This is a genomic window from Flavobacterium sp. Sd200, from assembly GCF_009826935.1.
GTDB lineage: Bacteria > Bacteroidota > Bacteroidia > Flavobacteriales > Flavobacteriaceae > Flavobacterium.
Genome location: NZ_WUMN01000001.1, coordinates 319875 through 343767, shown reverse-complemented (window position 1 = coordinate 343767; position 23893 = coordinate 319875). Strand labels below are relative to the sequence as shown.

General features: G+C 38.2%; 16 protein-coding genes. 8 read left to right on the top strand and 8 right to left on the bottom strand.

Annotation, left to right across the window (positions count from 1 at the left end; genetic code table 11):
• Positions 1 to 196: 196 nt before the first annotated feature.
• Entirely contained in the window at positions 197 to 1447 is a 1251-nt protein-coding gene (locus GR160_RS01500; protein ID WP_160748062.1) for a T9SS type A sorting domain-containing protein, read from the top strand.
• A 75-nt stretch (positions 1448 to 1522) separates the two neighbouring features.
• Here GR160_RS01500 and GR160_RS01495 read toward each other — a convergent pair whose 3' ends face one another.
• On the bottom strand, positions 1523 to 2116 hold the full coding sequence (locus GR160_RS01495; RefSeq protein WP_160748061.1) for a hypothetical protein: 594 nt from the start codon (positions 2114 to 2116) through the stop codon (positions 1523 to 1525).
• A gap of 252 nt (positions 2117 to 2368) precedes the next feature.
• On the opposite strand from GR160_RS01495, the gene GR160_RS01490 reads away from it, so the two are divergent.
• Entirely contained in the window at positions 2369 to 4558 is a 2190-nt protein-coding gene (locus GR160_RS01490) for a bifunctional alpha,alpha-trehalose-phosphate synthase (UDP-forming)/trehalose-phosphatase (protein WP_160748060.1), read from the top strand.
• A gap of 87 nt (positions 4559 to 4645) precedes the next feature.
• On the opposite strand, the gene sucC is transcribed toward GR160_RS01490, so the two are convergent.
• Entirely contained in the window at positions 4646 to 5839 is a 1194-nt protein-coding gene (sucC, locus tag GR160_RS01485; protein ID WP_160748059.1) for an ADP-forming succinate--CoA ligase subunit beta, read from the bottom strand.
• 617 nt (positions 5840 to 6456) lie between these two features.
• Between sucC and lysA the strand changes: the two genes are divergently transcribed.
• Positions 6457 to 7680, top strand: coding sequence for a diaminopimelate decarboxylase (lysA, locus tag GR160_RS01480; RefSeq protein WP_160748058.1), 1224 nt, complete (start codon positions 6457 to 6459; stop codon positions 7678 to 7680).
• Positions 7681 to 7798: 118 nt separating this feature from the next.
• Here lysA and GR160_RS01475 read toward each other — a convergent pair whose 3' ends face one another.
• Positions 7799 to 8878: a T9SS type A sorting domain-containing protein gene (locus tag GR160_RS01475; protein ID WP_160748057.1), complete on the bottom strand. Its 1080-nt coding sequence runs from the start codon at positions 8876 to 8878 to the stop codon at positions 7799 to 7801.
• Between the two features lie 346 nt (positions 8879 to 9224).
• Between GR160_RS01475 and GR160_RS01470 the strand changes: the two genes are divergently transcribed.
• Complete coding sequence (locus GR160_RS01470; RefSeq protein ID WP_237421153.1) at positions 9225 to 10748, top strand: tetratricopeptide repeat protein; 1524 nt, start codon at positions 9225 to 9227, stop codon at positions 10746 to 10748.
• A gap of 83 nt (positions 10749 to 10831) precedes the next feature.
• Positions 10832 to 11530, top strand: a complete 699-nt coding sequence (locus GR160_RS01465; protein ID WP_160748055.1) for a hypothetical protein — start codon at positions 10832 to 10834, stop codon at positions 11528 to 11530.
• 206 nt (positions 11531 to 11736) lie between these two features.
• Here GR160_RS01465 and GR160_RS01460 read toward each other — a convergent pair whose 3' ends face one another.
• Genes GR160_RS01460 through GR160_RS01440 form a run of 5 tightly spaced genes read right to left on the bottom strand, consistent with a single transcriptional unit; the run spans position 11737 to position 14751 of the window.
• Positions 11737 to 12054, bottom strand: a complete 318-nt coding sequence (locus tag GR160_RS01460) for a 2TM domain-containing protein (RefSeq protein WP_160748054.1) — start codon at positions 12052 to 12054, stop codon at positions 11737 to 11739.
• Positions 12055 to 12078: 24 nt separating this feature from the next.
• Positions 12079 to 12372, bottom strand: coding sequence for a 2TM domain-containing protein (locus tag GR160_RS01455; RefSeq protein WP_160748053.1), 294 nt, complete (start codon positions 12370 to 12372; stop codon positions 12079 to 12081).
• A 35-nt stretch (positions 12373 to 12407) separates the two neighbouring features.
• On the bottom strand, positions 12408 to 12707 hold the full coding sequence (locus GR160_RS01450; protein ID WP_160748052.1) for a 2TM domain-containing protein: 300 nt from the start codon (positions 12705 to 12707) through the stop codon (positions 12408 to 12410).
• Between the two features lie 35 nt (positions 12708 to 12742).
• The gene (locus GR160_RS01445; RefSeq protein WP_160748051.1) at positions 12743 to 14086 is read right to left on the bottom strand and encodes a 2TM domain-containing protein; all 1344 of its coding nucleotides are present in this window, start codon (positions 14084 to 14086) and stop codon (positions 12743 to 12745) included.
• Positions 14087 to 14127: 41 nt separating this feature from the next.
• Positions 14128 to 14751, bottom strand: a complete 624-nt coding sequence (locus tag GR160_RS01440) for a hypothetical protein (RefSeq protein ID WP_160748050.1) — start codon at positions 14749 to 14751, stop codon at positions 14128 to 14130.
• A 607-nt stretch (positions 14752 to 15358) separates the two neighbouring features.
• On the opposite strand from GR160_RS01440, the gene GR160_RS01435 reads away from it, so the two are divergent.
• The 3 genes from GR160_RS01435 to GR160_RS01425 all read left to right on the top strand — a co-directional run bounded on the left by GR160_RS01435 (position 15359) and on the right by GR160_RS01425 (position 23573).
• Positions 15359 to 17695: a glycoside hydrolase family 127 protein gene (locus GR160_RS01435; RefSeq protein WP_160748049.1), complete on the top strand. Its 2337-nt coding sequence runs from the start codon at positions 15359 to 15361 to the stop codon at positions 17693 to 17695.
• Positions 17696 to 17850: 155 nt separating this feature from the next.
• Positions 17851 to 18894 (top strand): endonuclease, encoded by a 1044-nt coding sequence (locus GR160_RS01430; protein ID WP_160748048.1) that lies wholly within the window; start codon positions 17851 to 17853, stop codon positions 18892 to 18894.
• A gap of 227 nt (positions 18895 to 19121) precedes the next feature.
• Entirely contained in the window at positions 19122 to 23573 is a 4452-nt protein-coding gene (locus tag GR160_RS01425; RefSeq protein ID WP_160748047.1) for an S-layer family protein, read from the top strand.
• Positions 23574 to 23893: the final 320 nt, after the last annotated feature.

Sequence of the window (23893 nt, the reverse complement as noted above, 5' to 3'; positions counted from 1 at the left end):
CCTTAACAATAACGCAAACGTTATCGAATAAAACGTTAAAAAAATTAACGTTTTGATGTTTTAAATAATAATTACTAAAAAATTACATTAAGTGTAAAAATATAAACTTAAAAAAAATTAATGTATAAAAATTACTGTTACATTTGAATAAGTGTAATTAACACACTTGCAATTTAAACCAAACTTAATTTAACCTATGAAAAAAAAATTACGATCAACCAAAACAATAGTCGCAATGTGTGCGCTATTTCTTGGACTCAGTTCTGCCGCCGTAGCCCAAACCTACGACTGGGTGGGAGGTGTGAGTTCGGATTTTTACAATGCTGCTAACTGGACCAGTACGCAAGGCCCGGTAGCTTTTGACGACTCGTCATTTAAATTTGTAAGAACCCACCAAACCAATGGTCATGCACCTGTAATTAGCAGCACAATGCCATGGCAGCCTGGAGTATTTGATAATACTGCAGGAGATCTCATTATTAATGCAAACTTTAATGTGTTTTACAATGACAAGCTTAACGGAAATGTTACCGTAAACCAAGGGGCTTATTTTACATGCCGCAACATTATGCGAATTGGGCGCGAAGGCACAGGCATTCTAAATGTATATGGCACCGCATGGAGCAATAACACCGACACATGGCAAGGTATGTTTATTGGTGCACTTGCCGGTGGCAACGGCACAGTAAATGTTTTTGACGGAGGTTTTGTTAGCGGAGGCTACAACATGGAGGTTGGAACCCGAAATAACTACCCTACCGGAACGCTAAATGTGAATGCAGGAGGTACATCTGACGCATTTTGGGCAACTGTTGTAGGACCTAACGGCACCATTAATGTTAATGGTGGTACAGTTAACACAGGGCAGGTTCTTTTTGTTGGCGATCTTTTTGTAGATAATCAAGGGACAGAGGGTACATTAGGCGCAGTAGTAGGAAAAATAAACATTAACTCTGGCTCGGTAATAATAAACCATAACGATCTTGCTGCACCCGACTTAGCAATGCATGCCAATGCTAAAATTATTATTGACAACGGCAGCCTTGCCATTAAGCGTACCGGAGTAGATTTTACAGCTATACTGAATAACTTTATAAACACGGGTCAAATCGAACCTGCACCCGGCAAAGCTTTAAGCGTTAACTACAATGGTATTTTTACTACTGTTACTGCAAGCCCTGTGGCAAGTTCAAAAAATGCCAACAAAAATAACTTTAGTGTATATCCAAATCCTGCTACAGATATTGTAACTATAAAAGGAACCGAAAACTTTAGCGGCAGCCTGAATGTTGCTGTGGTAAACATGCTGGGCGAAACGGTTATGCAAAGTCAGCTATCAGAGCTAAACAATTATAAACTAAATATTACACATTTAGCAGCAGGCATGTATGCTGTTAAAGTAAACAACGGCACACAAACAGCCACTTCCAAAATAATAAAAAGATAGTTTTTTCATACAGTTAGTTAATCCGGGGTGTTTTTAGCAGTTGGGCTAAAAACACCCTTTTTTTAACCCTATACCCTATAAAGCTGCAGGTTCTTTTTTAGTAGTATCCAAAAGTTCTACATTACCTTTCAGATCCATCAAAAAACTGTGTACGTTAAATTCTTCTGCATATTTGGCAGCATGCTTTTTAACACCTGCAACCTCACTAAGAGCCACACGCTCGCCGCTTTCTTTTACATATTTCAAAATAACATCCTTTAGCTGTACAGCATATTTTAAATGCGAGTTAAACTCTGCATCCACAGCTACGCCATCGGCATCAAAATCGCCTTTATTATCTTTAATAAAGTTCTTGTAAGCCCCGCAGTTTCTGTGTTCCAAAATATAAATATCACGAATTTCGTGTAGTTGTATAGCAAGGTCTATATGCTGTTTTAAAGTGGTAAGCCATGCACTGTAAGCCGGAATATGCTCAAGATCAGTATCAGTGCCATCTGCCACAAAAGCTCCTATAGATGTACCCGCAAGAATAAATTGGTCATAACGATTTGTAAGATTATCATGATCCATAAATCGCACGATATTATCCATTAATCGCAAATCAATGCAACTTATAAGTAAAACTTTAAAACGCGGAACACGGTAACCGGTAGGATAAATTTTAGACATATAATTTTTATTTAATGCTGTGTGCAAATTTGGGAAAAAATGCAATAACAAGCACTATCTTTCACAAATGTTAAAATCTGTGATGGCATATTATGAATATTATAACAGCTATATTGCCGATACCATAAAACACCCCTAAAAAAATGTTAACTAACATTTTGTAAACCCCTTAACGCGAAAGGGTTTTGTAATTTTAGGCTATAAACAGTACAGGAATCTTCCCTCCGTCTGTCCTGTACCAATAAATATTTCATGAAAATCATTACCGTTTCTTACAGGTTGCCCCTGTCTATAAAAACGCAAAACCGAAAAACATCTATTACCCAAAGCTCCGGCGGCCTTGCATCTGCAATACTTTCATATTCAGAAAAAAGCGAAGCGAACCTGACCTGGGTGGGGGTAGCTGATTTTGAAAAAAACATCTGGGAAAAACATAAAGACAACTTTCCTAAAACCTTTGATATTGAACCCGTTTTTTTAGAAAAAAAACTCAACAAAAACTTTTACAACATATTCAGCAATTCGGTTTTATGGGCTTTATTCCATTATTTCCCGTCTTTTGTAGAATACAGTGACGAAGCATTCGACGCTTACGTAGAGGCCAACGCTATTGTGGCACAAAAAATAAACGAAATTTATGAACCCGGCGATATTGTATGGATACACGATTACCATTTTTTAGGGCTTCCTAATTTAATAAGACAACAAAACCCAAAGGCCAAGATCGGTTTCTTCCTGCACATTCCTTTTCCTAATTTTGAGATATTCCGCATACTGCCCAACAAGGCAAAAAAATATATACTTGACGGTGTTTTAGGTGCCGATCTTGCCGGATTCCACACTTGGGATGATTCTATACATTTTACCGAATGTGTAGAGAAAATAATGGGTTACAGCCAGCGAAGCTTTACTTTTACCCAGGACAGCCACCGCACCAAAGTGGGGTCCTACCCTATCAGCATCGACTTTAATAAGTTTAACGATGCCTACAGTAAACCGGAAGTTGGAATACTTCGTGACGAAATAAAAGAACTATATCAGGATAAAAAAATAATATTCTCGGTAGACCGGCTTGATTATACTAAAGGTATAAACAACAGGCTGAATGCCTTTGAGCGTTTTTTAATAAAACACCCGGAATGGAAAGAAAAAGTAGTTTTTTTGCTCGTAATTGTACCATCGCGCGAAGAAATAAGCAAGTATGGCGAACGTAAACGTATGATCGAATTTAACGTGGGGCGCATAAACGGTGCATTAGGCAATTACAAATGGGCACCGGTGGTATATCAGTACCAATCAGTAGACTTTAACAGACTGATAGCATTGTACAGCAGCGCCGATGTAGCCCTTATATCACCAGTTCGCGATGGAATGAACCTTGTTGCCAAAGAGTATATAGCATCGCGTCAGGATAAAAACGGTGTTTTAATATTGAGCAGTATGGCAGGAGCAGCAAAAGAATTACAGGAAGCCATAACCATAAACCCGTTTGATACTGAACTTACCGGAGAAAAAATTGCCCTTGCACTGAATATGCCACAGGAAGAACAGCAAAGGCGAATGGAGCGCATGCAAAATTATCTTAAAAAACATGATGTGTTTTTGTGGGCCAACCGATTTCTTAAAGAGATTGAAACCCTGCATTTGCAAAACTCCAATGCAATACCACTCAACGCTAAAGAAATTCATAACATTACCGAAAAATATGAAACCGCCAACAAGCGATTGTTTTTACTGGATTTTGACGGTACGCTTGTAAGCCTGCAGCCGAGACCTGAAATGGCTGTACCCGATAAAAAACTGTTAGACTTGCTCTCCAAGCTTGCTGAAAATCCTAAAAATGAAATATGGATTATTAGCGGACGCGATAAAGAATTTCTGGAAAAACACTTAGGACATTTACCTATTGGTCTTGTAGCAGAACATGGTGGCTACATAAAACGTACACAATGGGATTCTGTTATACACGGAATGCCCGAATGGAAAGACCGCGTTATTGAGGTAATGGAAGAATATACCGACAGGAATGCCGAAAGCTTTATTGAGGTTAAGGAATTTGGTGTGGCTTATCATTACCGCAATGTAGATGAGAAACTTGGATTTTTAACTTCTCGAGAATTGCTTACACTACTTAAAAACCATCTGTACAATACTCCCGTACAAATTATAGACGGCAATAAGGTAATAGAAGTTAAGCACTTTATGGCACACAAAGGCACCACATGCAGGGATAATATTTTATGTGGCGACCACGATTTTGTGCTTGCTTTTGGCGATGACAAAACAGATGAAGATTTGTTTGAGCAGCTTACGGCAGAAAATCAGTTTTCTGTAAAAGTAGGTAAAGGTAACACAGCTGCTAAATACAGGATCGCATCTGTAGCAAAAGTACTGGAACTGTTGAGCGAATTAGCCGAAAACACAGTGGTTTTAAATAGATAAACCAAATAGCAATGTTATATTGGGTTAAAAAACAAACCCCGGGCAATGCCCGGGGTTATATATATATAAACTTATGTTTATCATTTATTATGCTAAAGCAGCTTTTACCTGATCTGCAGCTTCCTGGAACTGAACAGCAGAAAGTATTGGCATACCAGAGTTGTCTATAAGTTCTTTTGCAATATCTGCATTAGTACCCTGTAAACGTACAATGATTGGCACTTTAATAGAATCTCCCATGTTTTGGTAAGCATCTACAACACCTTGGGCAACACGGTCGCAACGAACAATACCACCAAATATGTTGATAAGGATAGCTTTTACGTTAGGATCTTTAAGGATAATACGGAAAGCTGTCTCTACACGTTTAGCATCGGCAGTACCACCCACGTCAAGGAAGTTAGCCGGTTCAAAACCTGCATATTTAATAAGGTCCATAGTTGCCATAGCAAGACCAGCACCATTAACCATACAACCCACAGTACCATCAAGATCTACATAGTTAAGACCAACTTCTTTAGCCTCAACTTCAATAGGGTTCTCTTCAAGAACATCACGCATTTCTGCATATTTTTTCTGACGGTAAAGTGCATTGTCATCAAGAACAACTTTAGCATCTACAGCAAGAATTTTATTGTCAGATGTTTTAAGAACAGGGTTAATTTCAAACATAGAAGCATCGCTGTCTACATAAGCTTTATAAAGCGCTGCAATAAATACAGTCATTTCTTTAAACGCATTGCCGCTAAGGCCAAGGTTAAAAGCAATTCTCCTTGCCTGGAAGCCCTGTAGGCCAACAGCAGGATCGATTTCTTCTGTAAAAATACGGTCAGGAGTGTGCTCAGCAACTTCTTCGATATCCATACCACCTTCGGTAGAATACATGATCATGTTACGGCCTTTACCCCTGTTTAGAAGTACAGATATATAAAACTCTGAAGTTTCACTTTCTCCCGGGTAATAAACATCCTCAGCAATAAGTACTTTATGTACTTTTTTACCTTCGGCAGATGTTTGAGGAGTAATCAGGTTCATACCTATTATTTGTCCTGCAATTTCTTCTACCTGTTGTAGGTTTTTAGCAAGTTTTACGCCTCCGCCTTTACCGCGGCCACCTGCATGTACTTGCGCTTTAACAACATACCAACCAGTACCTGTTTGGGCTGTAAGTTCTTTTGCAGCAACAACGGCTTCTGCCGGGCTGTTAGCAACAATACCACGTTGTACGCGCACGCCATGGCTTGCCAGGATCTCTTTTCCCTGATATTCGTGTAAATTCATATTAAATGCGTTTATCTTATTAAAAGTGGAACAAAAATAATAAAATACATTTTAAGGCAGAAAGTATTTTTAAGATTTATCTGCTAAAAAAGTATAGCTCATTGATTTTAATAATTTATAAACCTTTACGCAACCACTCCCCCATTAATGCATCTACAATTAAACAATTAAGGGGTTATTTATTTAATACATACGTATTTACAGGTAATTTTAAATTAGCCATGAGTATTTTACATCAATATTAACACCTTTGCACTTAGGGTTTAATAACATTTAGCGGTTTATTTACAATAAAATTAACAGTGCGGCAACCGTTACTTTTTACATAAATTTAATAATTTTATAAATACAGTCTCCACAACTAAACACCCAATTATGAAAGACATTTTTATATTAATCCTTGCCATTATGGTACTGCTTATTTATAGAAGAAGTACCGAAGCCGAATATTATGACAGTATAACAAATTAAAAATTCAGTACAAAATGTTACAAATAAAACACAAACAAAAATACATTGTTTTATTTGCAACATTTTGTTATTTTTTGTTAACCTTTACCTAATTGTTTGTCTTCTAAAGTACTGATGCTTAATTTTGCAGCATACAATATTATTTTATGGAAGTAAAAGATCTCGTACAGTTAGCAGAACAATTTGGAAGCCCGCTATATGTATATGATGCGGCAAAGATACAGTCGCAGTATCACAGGCTCGAAAAAGCCTTTAGCAAAGTAAATCACCTTCGCATTAACTATGCAGTTAAGGCGTTAAGCAACATATCAGTACTCAAGCTTTTAAAACAGTTGGGCTCCGGGCTTGACACCGTTTCTATACAGGAAGTTCAGCTTGGCCTTTTAGCCGGATATTCACCCGAGAAAATAATTTATACCCCAAACGGCGTTTCTATGGAAGAAATAGAAGAGGTAGCTGCACTTGGTGTACAAATTAATATAGACAACCTTTCTATACTGGAGCAATTTGGTGCAAAACATCCCACTACCCCTGTATGCATTCGTATAAACCCACACGTAATGGCGGGTGGAAACAGTAACATATCTGTTGGGCATATAGACAGTAAATTTGGTATTTCGATACACCAAATGCCACACCTGTTGCGCATAGTGCAAAATACGGGTATGCATATAAACGGTATACACATGCATACCGGAAGTGATATTCTTGATATAGAGGTATTTTTATATGCCGCCGAAATACTATTCGATACCGCAGTGCATTTTAAAGAGTTGGAATTTCTTGACTTTGGCAGCGGATTTAAAGTTCCTTACAAAAAAGACGACATACAAACCGATATTGATGAGCTGGGCAAAAAACTAGGCAAACGCTTTAATGCTTTTTGTGCCGAATATGGCCGCGACCTTACACTTACTTTTGAGCCAGGCAAATTTTTGGTTAGCCAGGCCGGATATTTTCTGGCAAAGGTAAATGTAGTTAAGCAAACTACCTCTACAGTGTTTGCCGGTATAGACAGTGGTTTTAACCACCTTATACGCCCAATGCTTTATGGATCGCACCATCATATAGAAAATATTAGCAACCCTAAAGGCAAAGAACGTTTTTACAGTGTTGTAGGCTACATTTGCGAGACCGATACTTTTGCAAACAACCGCCGCATTGCTGAGATAAATGAAGGCGACCTGCTGTGTTTCCATAACGCGGGGGCATATTGTTTTTCGATGTCGAGCAACTACAACTCAAGGGTGCGCCCGGCCGAAGTACTTTGGTATGAAGGCAAAGGCCACCTGATAAGGGAAAGGGAAACTTTTGAAGATATAGTCCGTAATCAGGTAATTATGGATTTTGAACCTGCGCCAGTCGCATAAAACACGCAACTATTTTTTTAATGAAACCGCGCTGAAAAGTGCGGTTTTTTTATGCCATAAAAAAACGACCCGCTCAGAAAAAAACACTGAACGGGCCGCCACTTTATGAAAATCAAATTTACTCCTTAATTACTTTCAGGGTAGCATTTTCGCTGCCCGATGTTACTTTTACCATATAATAACCTGCAGATAAAGCACTCATGTCTAAAGCTGTATTTGTGGTATTAAGTGCTTTAGAAATAACCTTTTGCCCTGCAACAGTATAAACTTCAACTAACGAAAGGCTTTTAGCAGCTGTAAGGTTTAGAACATCTTTTACCGGGCTTGGATAATATTGTAAGCCAAGTGTGCTAAATTGATTGTTACCCATAATTTGAGCAGTAACAGCTCCTATAACATTAGATGTTATAGAAGTTACATTCTCATTCGTTGCCTTAACCCTGTAAAAATATTGGCTGTTTGCCATTAATCCTTCCACAGGATAAGACCATGAATCTCCAAGAACGATACCTTCATATCCAGGCACAAAAGAATCGAACTCTAACGACATACTTACATCAAGAATATACCCCGTTGCACCGCTTACCCTGCCCCAGTTTGCCGTAAAGCCGCTCGAAATAATATCTGATGGTGGTGTCGCCACAGGACTTGCCAATATTTGCTCTTCTACCGTTGGTACGATCTTAATGTTATCTATAAAGGCTCTTTTCTCTGTAGTTTCAATAATGATCCTTGAGTTTTCTACGCCCCCTGTAAATTGAAGCGATATGTTTTCAAAAGGTTGGTCCATAGTAGCGGTGTAGGTAACAAATTGCGTTTCCAATCCGGTTATAATAACTTTTATCTGATTCTCTACAGTTTCCCACCCCTTAACATCAAAAGACAATGTAAACAGTCCACCGTTAACGCTAAGATCTATGTTTTGGGTGGTAACATAGCCAAGGTTTGCCGAAGCATTGCCGTTTCCAAGCCTTAATGCCCCGCCCGCCTGAAAGGTGCGCCATGCCGTACGGAAATTGCTGTTGGCAGCCCATGCCGTTTCAGATCCGTCAAGCGTTGTATTATCGCCTGTAGTTATTGTAGTGAAATCTTCTAAAAAAATAGGTTCCTGTGCATGCACTGCAATGGTACCTAAAAATACCGTAGCGAGTGCTACAGTCTTAACAATGCTTTGTAGTGTAGTAGTTTTCTTCATCATGATAGTTTTTACAGTTGTTTGGCAAATTTCAAAATTTTACACCCCGGCAACATTAAATTAACACCGAATAGCAGGGACAACACCTTAGAAAAACGGGGACATGGGCAAAAATGCAGCATTTTACACACACAAATGCTCTAAAAAATAAACAGCATTTAAAAAATACCTTAAAATTCAAACAACTGTAAACACTCTGTAATTCATAATCAAAAAAGACAATATTATAACCCAAAGTTAAGTACAGTTACAGTTTTGCCTGTAAAAAGTAGTATTTTAGCACATGCAATTTTATACCCGTAAAACTTTTTTGCCACTATGGCTTTTCATTTTTGCAGTCCTTCCCATAATGGCACAGGAAGAAATATCTGCACCCTTAAAAGTATGCCGCAATCTTATAGAAAAAGGATATAAAGCAAAAAACACCGGTGCCTATACCAAAGCGCTCGAGTATTTTTCTGAGGCAGAAATATTGGCCGAGAACGGGCAATGGCAGCAGGAACTTTTTGACTGCAAAAACAACATTGGAGTGGTTTATGTAAACCTGTCTAATTATGAAGAAGCCCGAGGCTACTATCAACAGGCACTCGAAATTGCAGAAAAAGACCCTAAAGACAATCTTTTCATGGTGCTGAATAACATAGCCAACACCTACAGCTATGAAAAAGATTATCAAAATGCCCTGAAATACTTTAAAAGTGCCTATAACAACCCAAAAGCTGTTAATACAGATCTAGGGAAAATAGTTATGGCTATAAACGTTGCTGACACTTACAACAAACTTGGCAATTTTAAACAGGCGCGCGCTTATTTACAGGCAGTTGAAAAACTGAAGCGCATTAAGATGACCGACAGGTTTTGGCGAATAAATTATGCCGAGACTTTTTTTATTGAAGGTAAAACTGATATTGCTGAACAAATGATGTTGCAATTGCTTCAGGATATGGGTAATGATAAAGACGCAGACAGCTATGTTTATATTACTGAATTATTATCGAAAATATATACCGTTAAGAATAACATAGAAAAGGCAATTTTTTATGCAAAAAAAGGATTGTTATATACCCATAAACCTAAAGGGCGGATAGATCTTTACAACAGGTTGTCTGACTTATATTTTAAGCAAAGTAGATATTCAGTAGCGGCTGCCTATAAAGATTCGGTTATTGTTACGAAAGATTCGGTTGCTGCACTGTTTAGTAAAGAACTTTTTGAAACAAATAAAATCAAACTTAAAATACAACGCTACCAAAACGAACTGAAAATTAACAGCGAAAAACAAAGTGCAGAACGAACATTATTTGCTATTGCTATAATCTTCAGTCTATTACTTTTCTTTTTTATTTACAGGGTTTTAAAAAATCGTTTACTTAAACAAAAACAGGAAAAGATAATTGCCGAAAACCAGCAAAAAATAGTTGAGCTGGAACTGGATCATCTACAAAACAGCATTGCCGAAAAAAACCGTAAGCTGAGTGCCAAAGCCCTATATCTTTCTGGACGCAACGAACTTATAGAAGAAGTTATAAATTCGGTCTCTAAAATAAAAGAAGTATCGCACAATGAGGAAGTGGCTAATTATATAAAATCACTTAAAGGTTACCTAAAAGCAGATGCCGAATGGGACGATTTTATTAGCTATTTTGAAATGGTTAACCCCACATTTCTAAGTACTTTAACCACATCCCATCCACAACTTAACCCTGCCGACATAAGGTTTATCTGCTACCTTTATATGAATCTTGACCTGAAGGAGATAAGCAATATTTTTAGTATTACCGTTGAAGCTGCTAAAAAACGTAAACAGCGTATTGCAAAAAAAATGGAAATTGAAGCTGATGAATTGTATGGTTATATTTTAAGTTTGAATTAAAGAATGGAAAATATTTTTTTTTAATTAACGAAAAGTTGTAGTAATTTAACATAAAAACCTACTTTTACAACAAAAACAATAAAATGAAATTCAAACTTTTTCTTCTCTTCGCATTTTTTTCTTTTCCTAAAGCATTTTGCCAGGACAGAGTTAATAATGTTGCCAGTATTTCTTTCGAAAAAACCTCTGATACTTTAAAGGCAGCCACTGGTTGGATTTTGGAATCAAATTCGGGGGAATGGCGTGATAATCCTAATGTTATTTACACTTCCAAAAATTGGGTTAAGAATACAGATGACAGTGGTATGTCTATGAATGTAGACCAAAACTTTATTAAGATGTATGTTCGTACACTTACTTATAAAGATAAAAAATATTATGCTTTAATAATGAATTATTGGAATGGAAGTTTTGAATATCCTTCATTAAAGAGAGGTTGGCAACCAGACAGGAGAATAAAAGCGTTTATATTTCCTGAGGATGAATTTAAAAAACTTGATAATTTAAACAAGCCTATTGAACTAAAAAGTAATTATCGAGTTGGAATGATGGAAAGCAATTACAGTGAAAAACAAATACTCTTGGATATTGAACGAGAATTATCCAGAAAAGTTGATAAATATTCTGCTAAATATCTTTTTCCAGTAATGAAATCAGATAAAGGTGATATACGCTTTTTAGTTCCTGAACTTTTCTCAAAATATAACAATAATTTATACGATTTTAGTAAAGCATATTTTGAAACAGATGCACAAAATTTTTCTAAACTTACAATTAAATAATACCCCAATATTAAACCGCATTTTTAATGCGGTTTTTTTAGGTTTGAACTTTTTTGATTTAAAATAGGAATTTTGCTCCAAATTTTAACTTTTTGCATTGCATAGCAGTAATACGAAGCAAGAAAACATGTTAAATCTCGTACAAAAAGGCCATTTGTGAACCAATTGAAAAAAAACCAAACTAGTTCTTCAAATATTTATATAAACTACTCCCATTTATTTTTGGTAGCCTGCTCATTATCCATAAGCTTACGTATTTTGCGTTCTTCCCAGTTGTTACCAAAAATAAAATCGGTTCCAAAGGTATTAAAAGCGTGTAGTGCAAGCCCTATGCCCCAGAAGAAAGCAGTAGAGAATGTATTGAATTCTAAAAAGCGTTCGCCCGGCTCAAGATCTGCCACTTTCATGATTATCATAACTGCATTAACAATTATATAAGCAAGAAGGTGCTTATAAAACCCTTTTATGGCTTTTACTTTTTTTACAGCCATATCTCTTTTTTGCTCGTCGTATAAATTTTCCATGATGATTAATTTTTAAATTGTTGGTTATATTTTATTCTCTTTATCTTTTTCCATAAACTCCCTTAGTTTTCGTTCCTCCCAGTCGGCACCCATAAAAGGTATGCGCCCAAAGGCACTCAGCCCATGAAAAACAACTCCTGTACCCCAGCCCACCAACGAAAACCAAAACCAATGAAACTGTGGGTTAAATTTTAAATTTATAAATACAAGTATTGGTATAACAATACTGTAACACATAAGGTTGTAATAAAAACCTCTTATTTCGCGCGCTTTTTGTCTTGCCTTAAGATATGCTATATTTTTATTATTACTTTTCATAAAATTAGCTTTTAAATTAAACAATGCTCAAAACCCTATTCCCACTTACTGTTTTTTTCTTTATCTAAAAGTTCCTGTATTTTGCGCTCTTCCCAATCGTGTCCAAAAAAGGGCATAACATTAAATACTGCAATACCGTGCATACACACGCCAAGCCCCCAGCCTAATGCCGGCCAAAAAAACCACAAATAATCTCTGTAAGTAGCCAGATTTATTATCATTAGCACTATGATTACCATAACATAAGAAGCCAGGTGCGAATAAAACCCTTTAATCTCTTTTACCTGTTTTTTTGCCTCTCTGTATAACTCTCTGTCAAAATCCGAATTTTCCATAACTTCTGTTCTTTAAATATTTTCAACGTTTCGGCCTATCGCCACTTCTCATTTTGTTTCCTGTCCATTATTTCCCTTATCTTGCGTTCTTCCCATCCTGATCCCATAAACGGCAGAATATTAAATACACTCATTGCATGTATGATCACCCCAATACCCCAGCCAAATGCCGGCCAAAAGAACCATAAATGTTTAGGGCTGGTTACAAGGTTTAAAATGGCAAGCCCTGAAATGATAACTATATAAGAAAACAGGTTACCATAAAAGCCTTTTATGTCTTCTACTTTTTTCTGGGCACGCTCGTAGCTGCTGTTTTTTTCTGAATATACTGGTTGCATGATGTTTACCTGTTTAGTTAATACCGGTAATTTTACCGTAAAATATTTCTCTGTCTGTTCTATTACCACCTGTCTCGAACTGATTATAGCATATCGGCTTATAATGTTTTGCAGCCCCACGCCTTTCCTGTCCTGTAAGACTTCCTTTTTCTGATAATCATTTTGTACCACCAGGAAACCGTCTTCTTCAAAAATGCGAATGTGTAATGGCTGTTCCTGGCTTACAATATTGTGCTTAACAGTATTTTCGAGCAATAGCTGTAAAGAAAGTGGCACCACACGCGCATCCGAGCTGGAAACCTGCTGGGGTACTTCATAAAAAACACTATTCTCAAACCTCATTTTTAGCAGGTTCATGTAAGTTTTTGCAAAAGCCAGCTCTTCTTCTACACTTACCAGTTCTTTGTCCTTTTGTTCCAACACATAGCGGTACACCTTGCTTAATGATGTTGTAAAACGCTGTGCACTATCGGGATTTTCTTCAATAAGTGAGCTAAGAACATTAAGGCTGTTGAACAAAAAATGTGGGTCTATCTGGTTTTTAAGAGTTTCAAACTTTGCCGATGCAGTACCTGCAATTATTTTTTGCTGCTTTACCCTGTTTTCCTGATACTTTTTATAAAAATGGAACAAGTGAAGCGAAAGCGTAATAACCATTGTAATTATCATTGCCATGTAATAATCGCTAACGCGCTCTGTGGCAAAAAAATCAACCAGGCATTCGCCCTCAATAATCACATCTTCAAAAATGCGCAAAGCGAGTACAATCAACAACGACACTATAAAAGAACTCATAACCCCGACAAGCAGCCGTTTAACCGATAGTCCGGTATTTCCAAACACCCTGTCTATTACAACAAATACCCCTGCATTGCCCAAGTGAAGCATTACAGTATAAAGCATAATATATAAGAACTGCACCGCAAGCTCAAGATCCCATCCAAAATATTTTCCCTGAGCCAGGGCAATAAGATAAAGCACAATAAAAATTATAAACCCAAGCACCAGCGCCCTTAAAAGTTCTTTGTTAATCAGTTTCATGTATGTATTTTATGATGCTTTACTGTTCTTATTTGTTATACCTACTTCTTACACTCTTTAAGTGCCTCCTCTGCATTTTCTTTACCCCATTTAGGATGAAAAGGTGTTTCCGGCTTAAAGTTAGCAAAAAGAGTAACAGAACGTTCAATCTGCTCGCACATAGGTTTAGTACTGCTGCCGAAAAACTGCGCCGACCCCATTTCAAACTGTGCCTTATTGAACACCACACGAGGGTTATTTGGTGCTAACTTCAGGGCTTTATCATAAAGTTCTGTAACTACAGGCGACAGCTTCATACCATTATTCATTGGATCGGCTACTATTTTAGCGGTGTGTATCATGGCCTGCACTACAAGCAACTCAGCATTATCGGCAGAAATTACAACTGCATTGTCTAAAGCTGTTTGTGCTTTTACAAGCAGGGCATTGATGGTTTGCTTATCTTTGGTTTTAAATGCCTCGGTAGTATTAACTAAAGCTACATAATATGATGGTAGCCAGTTGTTTTTTTCTACAGCTGCTATCCTTTCAAAAAGTGCCGATGCTTCTGTAGGCTTATTATCTCCCCAAAGGGTGAAAGCTTTTTGCATACCGTTTTCATACTGAGACTGTGCTGCTGCTATATTGCATACAAAAGCGATAAGAATGGTAATAATACGTATCATAATTTTAATTTTTAAGTGGTTGATGTTATTTGATGAAGCAAAGATGCGCACTATTTCTATCCTGCAAAAAAGCGTTTTACCGAACTGTAGAATTTTAAGGATGAGTTGTAATTTTAGCTAACTTTATCTATCTATAAAATACACTTTAACGATCCGGAAGCTTTACTGCTTAAATAATTTCAAATTCGTAAACCTCTATAAAACAATACATTTTAACAATTTACCTAAACTTAATAGTATTATTTTACTTCAAGAGGTAGGGTAAATTTATTTTTACCTGTTAAATAGGCTAAAAATACATTACCACAAAAAAACACATTTAGATATTACAGAATAATGCGTTTGTTTTAAATAGCGCTACAATACAATTTCCGTTGTATAAATATTCTTAGAGTATTTGGCCCCGAACCGTGGGAAGTTCGGGGTGTTTTTTTTTCTTAAATTATCTGTTTAAAAGTCTCTTAAATTTCAATTTACAGTATCTGTAAAATTTCAATTTTAGCTCTCCAATAAACCTTAACGGCATAAAATTTGAACAATAATTTTGATATTCGCTTTAAAAGTGTACTTTTAACATTTATAAATTTCCACCTCTATTATACAAATAATGAACAAAAAAATATGGGGTGCGCTAACCCTTACTATAGCGCTATCTTATACTGGTTTTGCACAAAAAAACAAACTCGAAAGCTTCCCTATCTCATCGGTAAGGCTATTGGACAGCCCTTTTAAAAAGGCTCAGCAAACCGACATGCAGTACATACTCGACCTTGATATGGATAAACTGCTTGCACCATACCGCACCGAGGCCGGACTGCAACCAAAGAAAGAAAGCTATGGCAATTGGGAAAACAGCGGACTAAACGGACATATAGGCGGGCATTATGTATCGGCATTGGCCGACATGTATGCCGCAACAGGCGATAAAGAGATCCTTCGCAGGCTTAATTATATGATAGACGAGTGGGAACTTTGCCAAAATGCTGCCGGAGACGGCTACATAGGAGGTGTTCCTAAAGGAAGGATATTTTGGAAAAACATAAGTGAAGGTAAAGTTGAAGCCATGGACGGGCAATGGGTGCCATTTTACAATATACATAAGGTTTATGCTGGCCTTGTAGATGCCTACATCGTAGCAGGCAACCAAAAAGCAAAAGGTATGCTGGCTAAATATTGCGATTGGCTTTATAATTTAACAGCTAACCTAAGCGACGACCAACTGCAGGTAATACTGAAGATGGAGCATGGCGGTATGAACGAGTCTTTAGCACAGGCTTATGAAATTACGGGAGATAAAAAGTATCTCACGCTTGCTAAGCGTTTTTCACACAGGGCTATTTTGAACCCGCTATTGCATGGCAAAGATTCCTTAACAGGTTTACACGCAAATACGCAAATACCTAAGGTTATTGGCTTTATGGAAGTAGCCAAGAATGAGAACAATGCCGAATGGGCAGGTGCTGCGGAATATTTTTGGAACACGGTTGTACACAACAGGTCGGTTTCGTTTGGAGGTAACAGCGTTAGGGAACATTTTAACCCGGCCGAAGATTTCACCTCCGTTATAGAAGACCGCGAAGGTCCTGAAAGTTGTAACTCATACAACATGCTGAAACTTACTAAGCAGTTGTTCCTTGCCAACCCGCAACGTGAGTATATGGATTATTATGAACGTACACTTTATAATCATATACTGTCTACCCAAAAACCGGGTGGAGGCTTTGTTTACTTTACACCTATACGCCCAAGGCATTACAGGGTATATTCGCAACCGCAAATGGGCATGTGGTGCTGTGTGGGCAGTGGTATGGAAAACCACGGCAAATATGGCGAAATGATCTATGCCCATGGCGATAAAGATGTTTATGTAAATCTTTTCATCCCTTCTACCCTAACCTGGGCAGATAAAGGATTGATACTGGAACAGACCAATACATTCCCTTATGAAGAATCGACACATATAAAACTGTCATTAAAAAAATCGGCTAAATTCAGCCTTAGCTTACGCTATCCGTCGTGGGTTACTAAAGATGGCCTGCAAGTATTGGTTAATGGAAAAAAAGAACCCAAAATGCTTCTTGAAGGCGGCTATATAATACTGAACCGTAAATGGAAAAACAGTGATGTGGTTACACTTATACTGCCAATGGAAACAAAAGCCGAACAACTGCCCGATAAATCTCAGTTTGTATCCTTCATTCATGGTCCTATAGTTTTGGCTGCTGCAACAGAAACTACTGATATGTTTGGTCTTATGGCCGATGACAGCCGCATGGGGCACATTGCCCACGGACCTTTATACCCAATGAACGACGCACCACTTATTGTGAGCAACAATAAAGATCTTGCTCCACTGGTTAAAGAAACGGATAATTTTACTTTTAGTGTGGGTGATGCTACGTATCAGGATAAATACAAGAACCTGAAACTGGTTCCGTTCTACACACTGCATGACACACGCTATGTATTGTATTTTCCGTTTACTACACCTGATGGGCTTGAAAAAATGCAGGCCGATATAAAAGCCAAAGAAGAAAAAGCTCTTGCCTTAGACGCAATAACAGTAGACAAAGTAACTGCCGGAGAACAACAACCGGAAAGTGATCACGGCTATAAATTTGAACGATCTGATGTGGGCATTTATAAAGACCGCCACTACCGCAATGCAAGAGGTTGGTTTAGCTACGACCTAAAGAACACGACGGCACAGGCTAAAAAACTACGTGCTACTTATACTTATAATAAGAACACTAATTTTGATGTACTGGTTAACGACAAACTTATTGCAACTCTAAATCCTATAGACACAAAAGAAGGACAGTTTACTGAAGTTGATTATGAACTGCCAAAGGAATTGCAAACTGCTAAAGTATTAAAGGTAAAATTTGTTGCAAAAGACAAATCCCGCACAGCAAATGTATATGATGTGAGAATACTTAAGTAATTTCATCTATTGAATTAGAAGAATCCCGTAACAGCGTTTTTGTTACGGGATTTTTTTTAACAGTAATACCTTTAGCAGCTACGATCAGTCATGGCTATAAATCGTTATATTTGAAGCCCTCCTTTTTACACGGGAAAATCCTAAACACGAAAACTATGAAAAAAACACTACTCTTATTTTTACTACCCTTTTACTGCCTTGCACAAATACCGGAATACTACAGCACTATAGATTTTACGCTTACCGGAGACGCACTTAAAGACGAGTTGGCAGAACTGATTACTGAAACCCATACAACCGAACTTATATATACTCCGGATGTGTGGAATGCACTACGCCAATCTGACCTTGACCCCGACAATCCGCAGAATGTATTGCTTTTTTATGGTTACAATGACACTGACAATGTTGTTAGTAACGACCGCACAAGAGATGTAAGCCTTAGCTGCAACAGAACCGGAAGCTGCATTGGGTATTGGGTTAGAGAACATGTATATGCACAGTCGTTAGGTGAGCCCGATCTTGAACGCGAGGGTCCCGGAAGCGATGCGCACCATCTTCGTGCTATAGACAGCCAAATGAACGGAAGCCGTAATAACAGAAAGTTTACAGCAGGCAGTGGCAATTCACATACCCTGCCAGGCGATCTGTTTTATCCCGGTGATGAATGGAAAGGCGATGTTGCCCGAATGATGATGTATATGTATGTACGCTACCAGGAACAATGTGCCGCCACGAGAGTGGGTACAGGAAGTACTGATTACAGCACCTTTGGAGACATGCCTGATATTTTTTTAGAATGGAATGTGCAGGATCCTGTGAGCCAATATGAGAGAAACCGCAACACTGTATTAGAAGGCATGCAGGGCAACCGCAACCCTTTTATAGACGAGCCATATCTTGCCACCTTAATTTGGAATGGCCCTAACGCTCAGGACAACTGGCAACTACTTGCTACAGAAGAATATGCCCTAAATACACTTGTAGTTTACCCAACCGTTACAACCGGAAAAGTATATTTGCAAAATGCCACTGCACAGGCCGGATATACTTATATTGTATATAATAGTTTAGGTCAACAGGCTAATATGGCAGTAAGCAACAATGAGATTGACATAGACAATAATGCTCCGGGAATGTACTTTATAAACATAAAAAATGGCAGTGCAACAAAAACTTTTAAAGTAATATTAAACTAACACTATATAGCACGGCTTTTATTTATTGAATAATTCTTAAAATACAGGCAACACACCAAGCTAATCGATACTGTAACGACATCAAAATTGCGGTTACCATAGTTAACACTATGGTAACCTTGTTTTTACACAAAACCTCCTGTTAATATTTTAACAACTGTTATATTTGCAAAATGCATATTTACCGCATTATTCGCAAAGAAAACTATCTAAAAATTAACTATTTTATGCAAAAACAATTACCTAAATTATTGCAAGGGTTAACAATTCTTGCTTTATTGTTTACGGTTACGACCTCATGGGGGCAGACAAATCCAACGGCTCAAAATTTACCTTATTCATTTACGGCCTTGTCTACCGGAACTCTTCCTGCGGGTATGGCTGCACACCGATTCGGTACATCTGCAGGGGCGATACCTACAACAAGAACAACTGCTAACGGTACAGGTGATTTACCAAATAGCCAGACAAATAACAGTGGTTCCTGGAAATATGAAGGTAATAACGGAATTAGTATGCTTGCATCCGGAAGTCAATCAGCCGGTGCAGTTGTTGTAGCGATAGTAACTACAGGAAGAACAAGTGTTACTGTAAACTGGAGGGCTGGTACAATTTTACAACAAGCATCAAGAGATCACTCAGTCGCATTACAGTATAGAGTTGGTACCACTGCAACCTGGACTGATGTGGGTACTACAACAACATATACATCTGCCGGGAAGAGCGATGGCGACTTTTCAGGCACTCTAACCGAAGTACTTCCTGCAGCCGCAAACAACCAGGCTGTAGTACAGGTACGATGGATATACTGGGAAAGTGCAGGATCTAGCGGCTCAAGAGACAGGATAGCTGTTGATGATATCAGCATTACAAGTAGTGTAATGGCTACTGCTCCAACAGTTTCAACTACTGCTTTAGCTAACGGAACTACTGTTAACACAGACTCTGCAACTGTACCGGGAGGTAATGTAACTAATGCTGGTACAGCAACTGTTACGGCAAGAGGTATAGTGTGGGGTACTGCCACAGACCCTACAATATCAAACAATATAGTTTCAGGTGGTACAGGCACAGGTGCTTTTACAGTACCAGCAATTACAGGGCTAACCCCTAATACACGCTACTATTACAGAGCTTATGCTACTAACTCTGTAGACACTGCTTACGGAACCACTTACTCATTTGTTACCAAAGCAAATACTCCGGGTGCTCCGGTTATAGATACAGAGAGTATTACCGTTACACAACTTGCACTATCATTAAACGAAAACAGCAATAACAATACGGTTGTATATTCTATAAGAGTAAACGGAACAAACTTTGTTCAGGCAGATGGCACTCTTGGAACAACAGAAGTTCTCCAAACTGCCGCTGTATGGAACAGCCCGATAATCGTTAGCGGATTAACAGCCAATACGCAGTACACTTTCGACTCAAGAGCGAGAACCATGACAACAGGAGGTGTTATAGGAACTTCTACCTTTACTGATTACAGCCCTGTTGCAACAGCAACGACATTGCCTGCAACGTCACCAATGTTAACCATAGATTCTTCAGCAATTGATTTTGGTAATACATGTATCAATACAACATCTGCTACTGGTTCGTTTACATTTACAGGAGCTAACATTAGTGGCAATGGTACGCTTGAGGTTTCGGCACTTGAAGGATTTACTTATTCGTTAACAGAAAACGGAACATATACTCCTACCCTAACAATTACTAACTTTACAGGGGCATCTACTACAGTATATGTTCATTTCTCACCAACAACGGTACAAAGCTACAACGGTTCTATTTCAGTAGCAGGACAGGGCGATAACTCATCTGCACAGCTTACGGTTAATGCCACCGGAGCAGGCATAAACCCGGCTGGTACAGTAACTACATCTACACCTGCAACAGGCATTGCAGTAACATCTGCCACACTTGCAGGTACAGCTACAGCCGGAGCGTGTTCAGCATTTTCAGCATATGGTTTCGAATACAGCACTACAAACAACTTTGCAAACGGTTCAGGCACGCAGGTAGTATCAAATAACCTTACAGGCGGCAACTTTAGTGCTACTGTAACAGGTCTTTTACCAAATACCACTTACTACTTTAAAGCTTATGGCACCGACGGAACAAGCACTTATTATGGTGTTCAGCGTTCATTTACTACAACTGCCCTAACAACAAATCCTGTTACTACCGCAGCCACAGAAGTTACACAAACAACCTTTACTGCCAACTGGGCAACTATTGAGGGCGCACAAAGCTATAGACTTGATATAAGTACAAACGCTAATTTTGCCACAGGACTTGCTTCCGAACTTATTATATCTGAATATGTTGAAGGAGGTACACAGGCTTCTAATCCGGAAGCAACGAACAGCGACCGTGCCATAGAAATTTATAATGGCACCGGAAATACGGTAGACCTTTCTACCTATTCTTTAAGAACAGCTATTAACGGTTCAACTTCTTTCACAGGAAACTTAACATTATCCGGCACTTTAGAACACGGTCAGGCTTACGTAATTACAAGCAGTTCTGCCGGTGCTCCGATGAGAGCTGCAGCCGACAAAATTGTAGCTTATTCTACCGACAACATTGCAGTGTTCTTTACAGGCAACGATGCAATTGGATTATTTAAAAGTGAGACTATGATCGATGTTGTAGGTGTAAGCCAATCATCAGGCAACTGGGGCGCAGACGTTACATTAAGAAGAAAAAGCAACATATCTACTCCTTCAACAACATACAGCTCAGCTGAATGGGATACCTATGCACTTAATACGATAGACGGGCTTGGAAGCCACGTATATGACTTTACCCCTGTATTTCTTGCAGGATATGAAAATGCTACAGTAAACGGCACATCTTTAACTATTACAGGACTTGATCCTTACACGGCATATTATTACAGAGTTAGAGCTTACAGCCCTAACAGCACTACAGGCAACTCTAACGTTACAAGCGTTACTACTAAACCTGCCGTAGTAACATGGACGGGAACTCCTGCCGCATGGGTACCAAACGTTACTCCTGACAGCACAATTGATGTAGTTATTGATGCAAACTTTACTACCGGCACCAACAGCCTTGCTGTAAAAAACATCACTCTAAACAACGGAAAAACATTTACTGTTACAAGAGGAACAACTCTTACCGTAGAAGAAAGTATTACAAACAATGCTGCAGTTGCTGATTTTGTAGTTCAAAACAATGCTGCTCTATTACAAAACACAGACGTTAATAATACTGATGATATTACTGTGATTAAAAACAGCAACCAACTTTTCAGGTTAGACTATACACTATGGTCGTCTCCTGTTAGTGGACTGACACTTGGCGATTTCTCTCCTCAAACTACTACAGGACGTTTTTATGAGTACAAATATGATTTTGACGCTACTTTAGGAGCAAACGTTGAGCAATATTTTATTGTAGACCCTTCAACACAGTTTGAAGAAGCTAAAGGATACCTTATACGTATGCCAAACGGCAATCTTAGTGTTCCCGGCTACAACGGTGGCACAATAGCATACAGCTATGAAGGAATATTTACAGGTACTCCTAACAACGGTACGGTTTCTAAAACTGCTTCTACACAGGGTGACCGTTTTACAGCAGTAGGTAACCCTTACCCATCGCCAATAAGCGTTGTAGATTTCTTCACAACCAACAGCGGTGTACTAAACGAAACATCAGGTCTTTATTTCTGGAGAAAAAGAAACGGTGCAGGAGATTCATCTTATGCTACATTAACCCTTGCAGGATATGCGTCGAGCCAGGAAGAAGAAGGATATGTACCGAGCCCTGTTGAAGGAGGAGATCCGGCAGGTCAGGCTTCATACTACCAGGGCGCAGAAAACACTTGGTTAATTTCTCAGGGACAGGGCTTTATTGTAAAAACAAAAGCAGCACCATCTACTACAGATATTACCTTTAACAATGCCATGAGAAGACCTGCTCCTGCAAGCGGCAATCAAGGCTTCTTTAGAACGGCTTCTTCTACAAGATCGCGTATATGGTTAAACCTTAAAAACAGTCAGCAGGGCTTTAGCCAGGCAGCAGTTGCCTATATGGATAATGCTACTAATGGTATAGACTTTGGTTATGACGGAGCAATGCTTAACGACAGTAGAGGGATAGCTTTATACACTATTGCCGAAAACACCAATCTGTCTGTACAGGCAAGACCGGCATTTACAGCTAATGATGTTGTAGCATTAGGATTTACGACTGCAACAGCAGGACAGTTTACAATAAATGTTAGCCGTGTAGATGGTTTGTTTGAGCAAGGACAACAAGTATTTATTAAAGACAATTTACTAAACACAGTAACCAGCCTTGAAGAAACCTACAGCTTTACAAGTGAGGCAGGTACATTTAACGGCCGTTTTGAAATTGTGTATGCAGCCAGCCCTATTCTTGGAAACAACAACCCTATACTTGACGCCAACAGTGTTGTAGTATTTAAAGAAGGTAATAACATAAACATAAACATAAGCACAGGTAACAACACCATAAACAGTGTTACCGTATATGATATTAACGGAAGGACATTGTACAACAAAAACAATATGAACAGCTCAAAAGCATCTGTAAATAATTTACAAGTGGCTCAGCAGGTATTAATTATAGAGGTTAATACAGAAAAAGGGAAAGTGAGTAAAAGAATTGTTTTTTAAGTAAAATAGTACTCAATTAATTAAGGGTTGGCACATATGTGCCAACCCTTAATTTTTGTTATATACATAACACAACCAACAGGTTGTTGTTATAAAATTTTATCATTTTTCAAAACAATTATCAGTAAAATAATATTGTTTTCAAAAAAAAAGCAAAAAATAAGTATTTTTAGCACCTCAAAATATCAAATAATCAGATTAGAGATTTTAATCTTTACACGAAAATTATTAAAATTTAGCATTTTAGTAACACATATTTCTCATAAAAAACAATGTATGATAAAAATTTAGGCAAAGATTTATCTATTTACTAAATCAAT

Coding starts and splice junctions, on each gene's coding strand:
- sucC (WP_160748059.1), bottom strand. CDS start 5,839: ATGAATTTACACGAATATCAGGGAAAAGAGATCCTGGCAAGCCATGGC.
- GR160_RS01455 (WP_160748053.1), bottom strand. CDS start 12,372: ATGAAAAGTAATAATAAAAATATAGCATATCTTAAGGCAAGACAAAAA.
- GR160_RS01425 (WP_160748047.1), top strand. CDS start 19,122: ATGCAAAAACAATTACCTAAATTATTGCAAGGGTTAACAATTCTTGCT.
- GR160_RS01440 (WP_160748050.1), bottom strand. CDS start 14,751: ATGATACGTATTATTACCATTCTTATCGCTTTTGTATGCAATATAGCA.
- GR160_RS01495 (WP_160748061.1), bottom strand. CDS start 2,116: ATGTCTAAAATTTATCCTACCGGTTACCGTGTTCCGCGTTTTAAAGTT.
- GR160_RS01450 (WP_160748052.1), bottom strand. CDS start 12,707: ATGGAAAATTCGGATTTTGACAGAGAGTTATACAGAGAGGCAAAAAAA.
- GR160_RS01435 (WP_160748049.1), top strand. CDS start 15,359: ATGAACAAAAAAATATGGGGTGCGCTAACCCTTACTATAGCGCTATCT.
- GR160_RS01465 (WP_160748055.1), top strand. CDS start 10,832: ATGAAATTCAAACTTTTTCTTCTCTTCGCATTTTTTTCTTTTCCTAAA.
- GR160_RS01490 (WP_160748060.1), top strand. CDS start 2,369: ATGAAAATCATTACCGTTTCTTACAGGTTGCCCCTGTCTATAAAAACG.
- GR160_RS01460 (WP_160748054.1), bottom strand. CDS start 12,054: ATGGAAAATTTATACGACGAGCAAAAAAGAGATATGGCTGTAAAAAAA.
- GR160_RS01475 (WP_160748057.1), bottom strand. CDS start 8,878: ATGATGAAGAAAACTACTACACTACAAAGCATTGTTAAGACTGTAGCA.
- GR160_RS01445 (WP_160748051.1), bottom strand. CDS start 14,086: ATGAAACTGATTAACAAAGAACTTTTAAGGGCGCTGGTGCTTGGGTTT.
- GR160_RS01470 (WP_237421153.1), top strand. CDS start 9,225: ATGGCACAGGAAGAAATATCTGCACCCTTAAAAGTATGCCGCAATCTT.
- GR160_RS01500 (WP_160748062.1), top strand. CDS start 197: ATGAAAAAAAAATTACGATCAACCAAAACAATAGTCGCAATGTGTGCG.
- GR160_RS01430 (WP_160748048.1), top strand. CDS start 17,851: ATGAAAAAAACACTACTCTTATTTTTACTACCCTTTTACTGCCTTGCA.
- lysA (WP_160748058.1), top strand. CDS start 6,457: ATGGAAGTAAAAGATCTCGTACAGTTAGCAGAACAATTTGGAAGCCCG.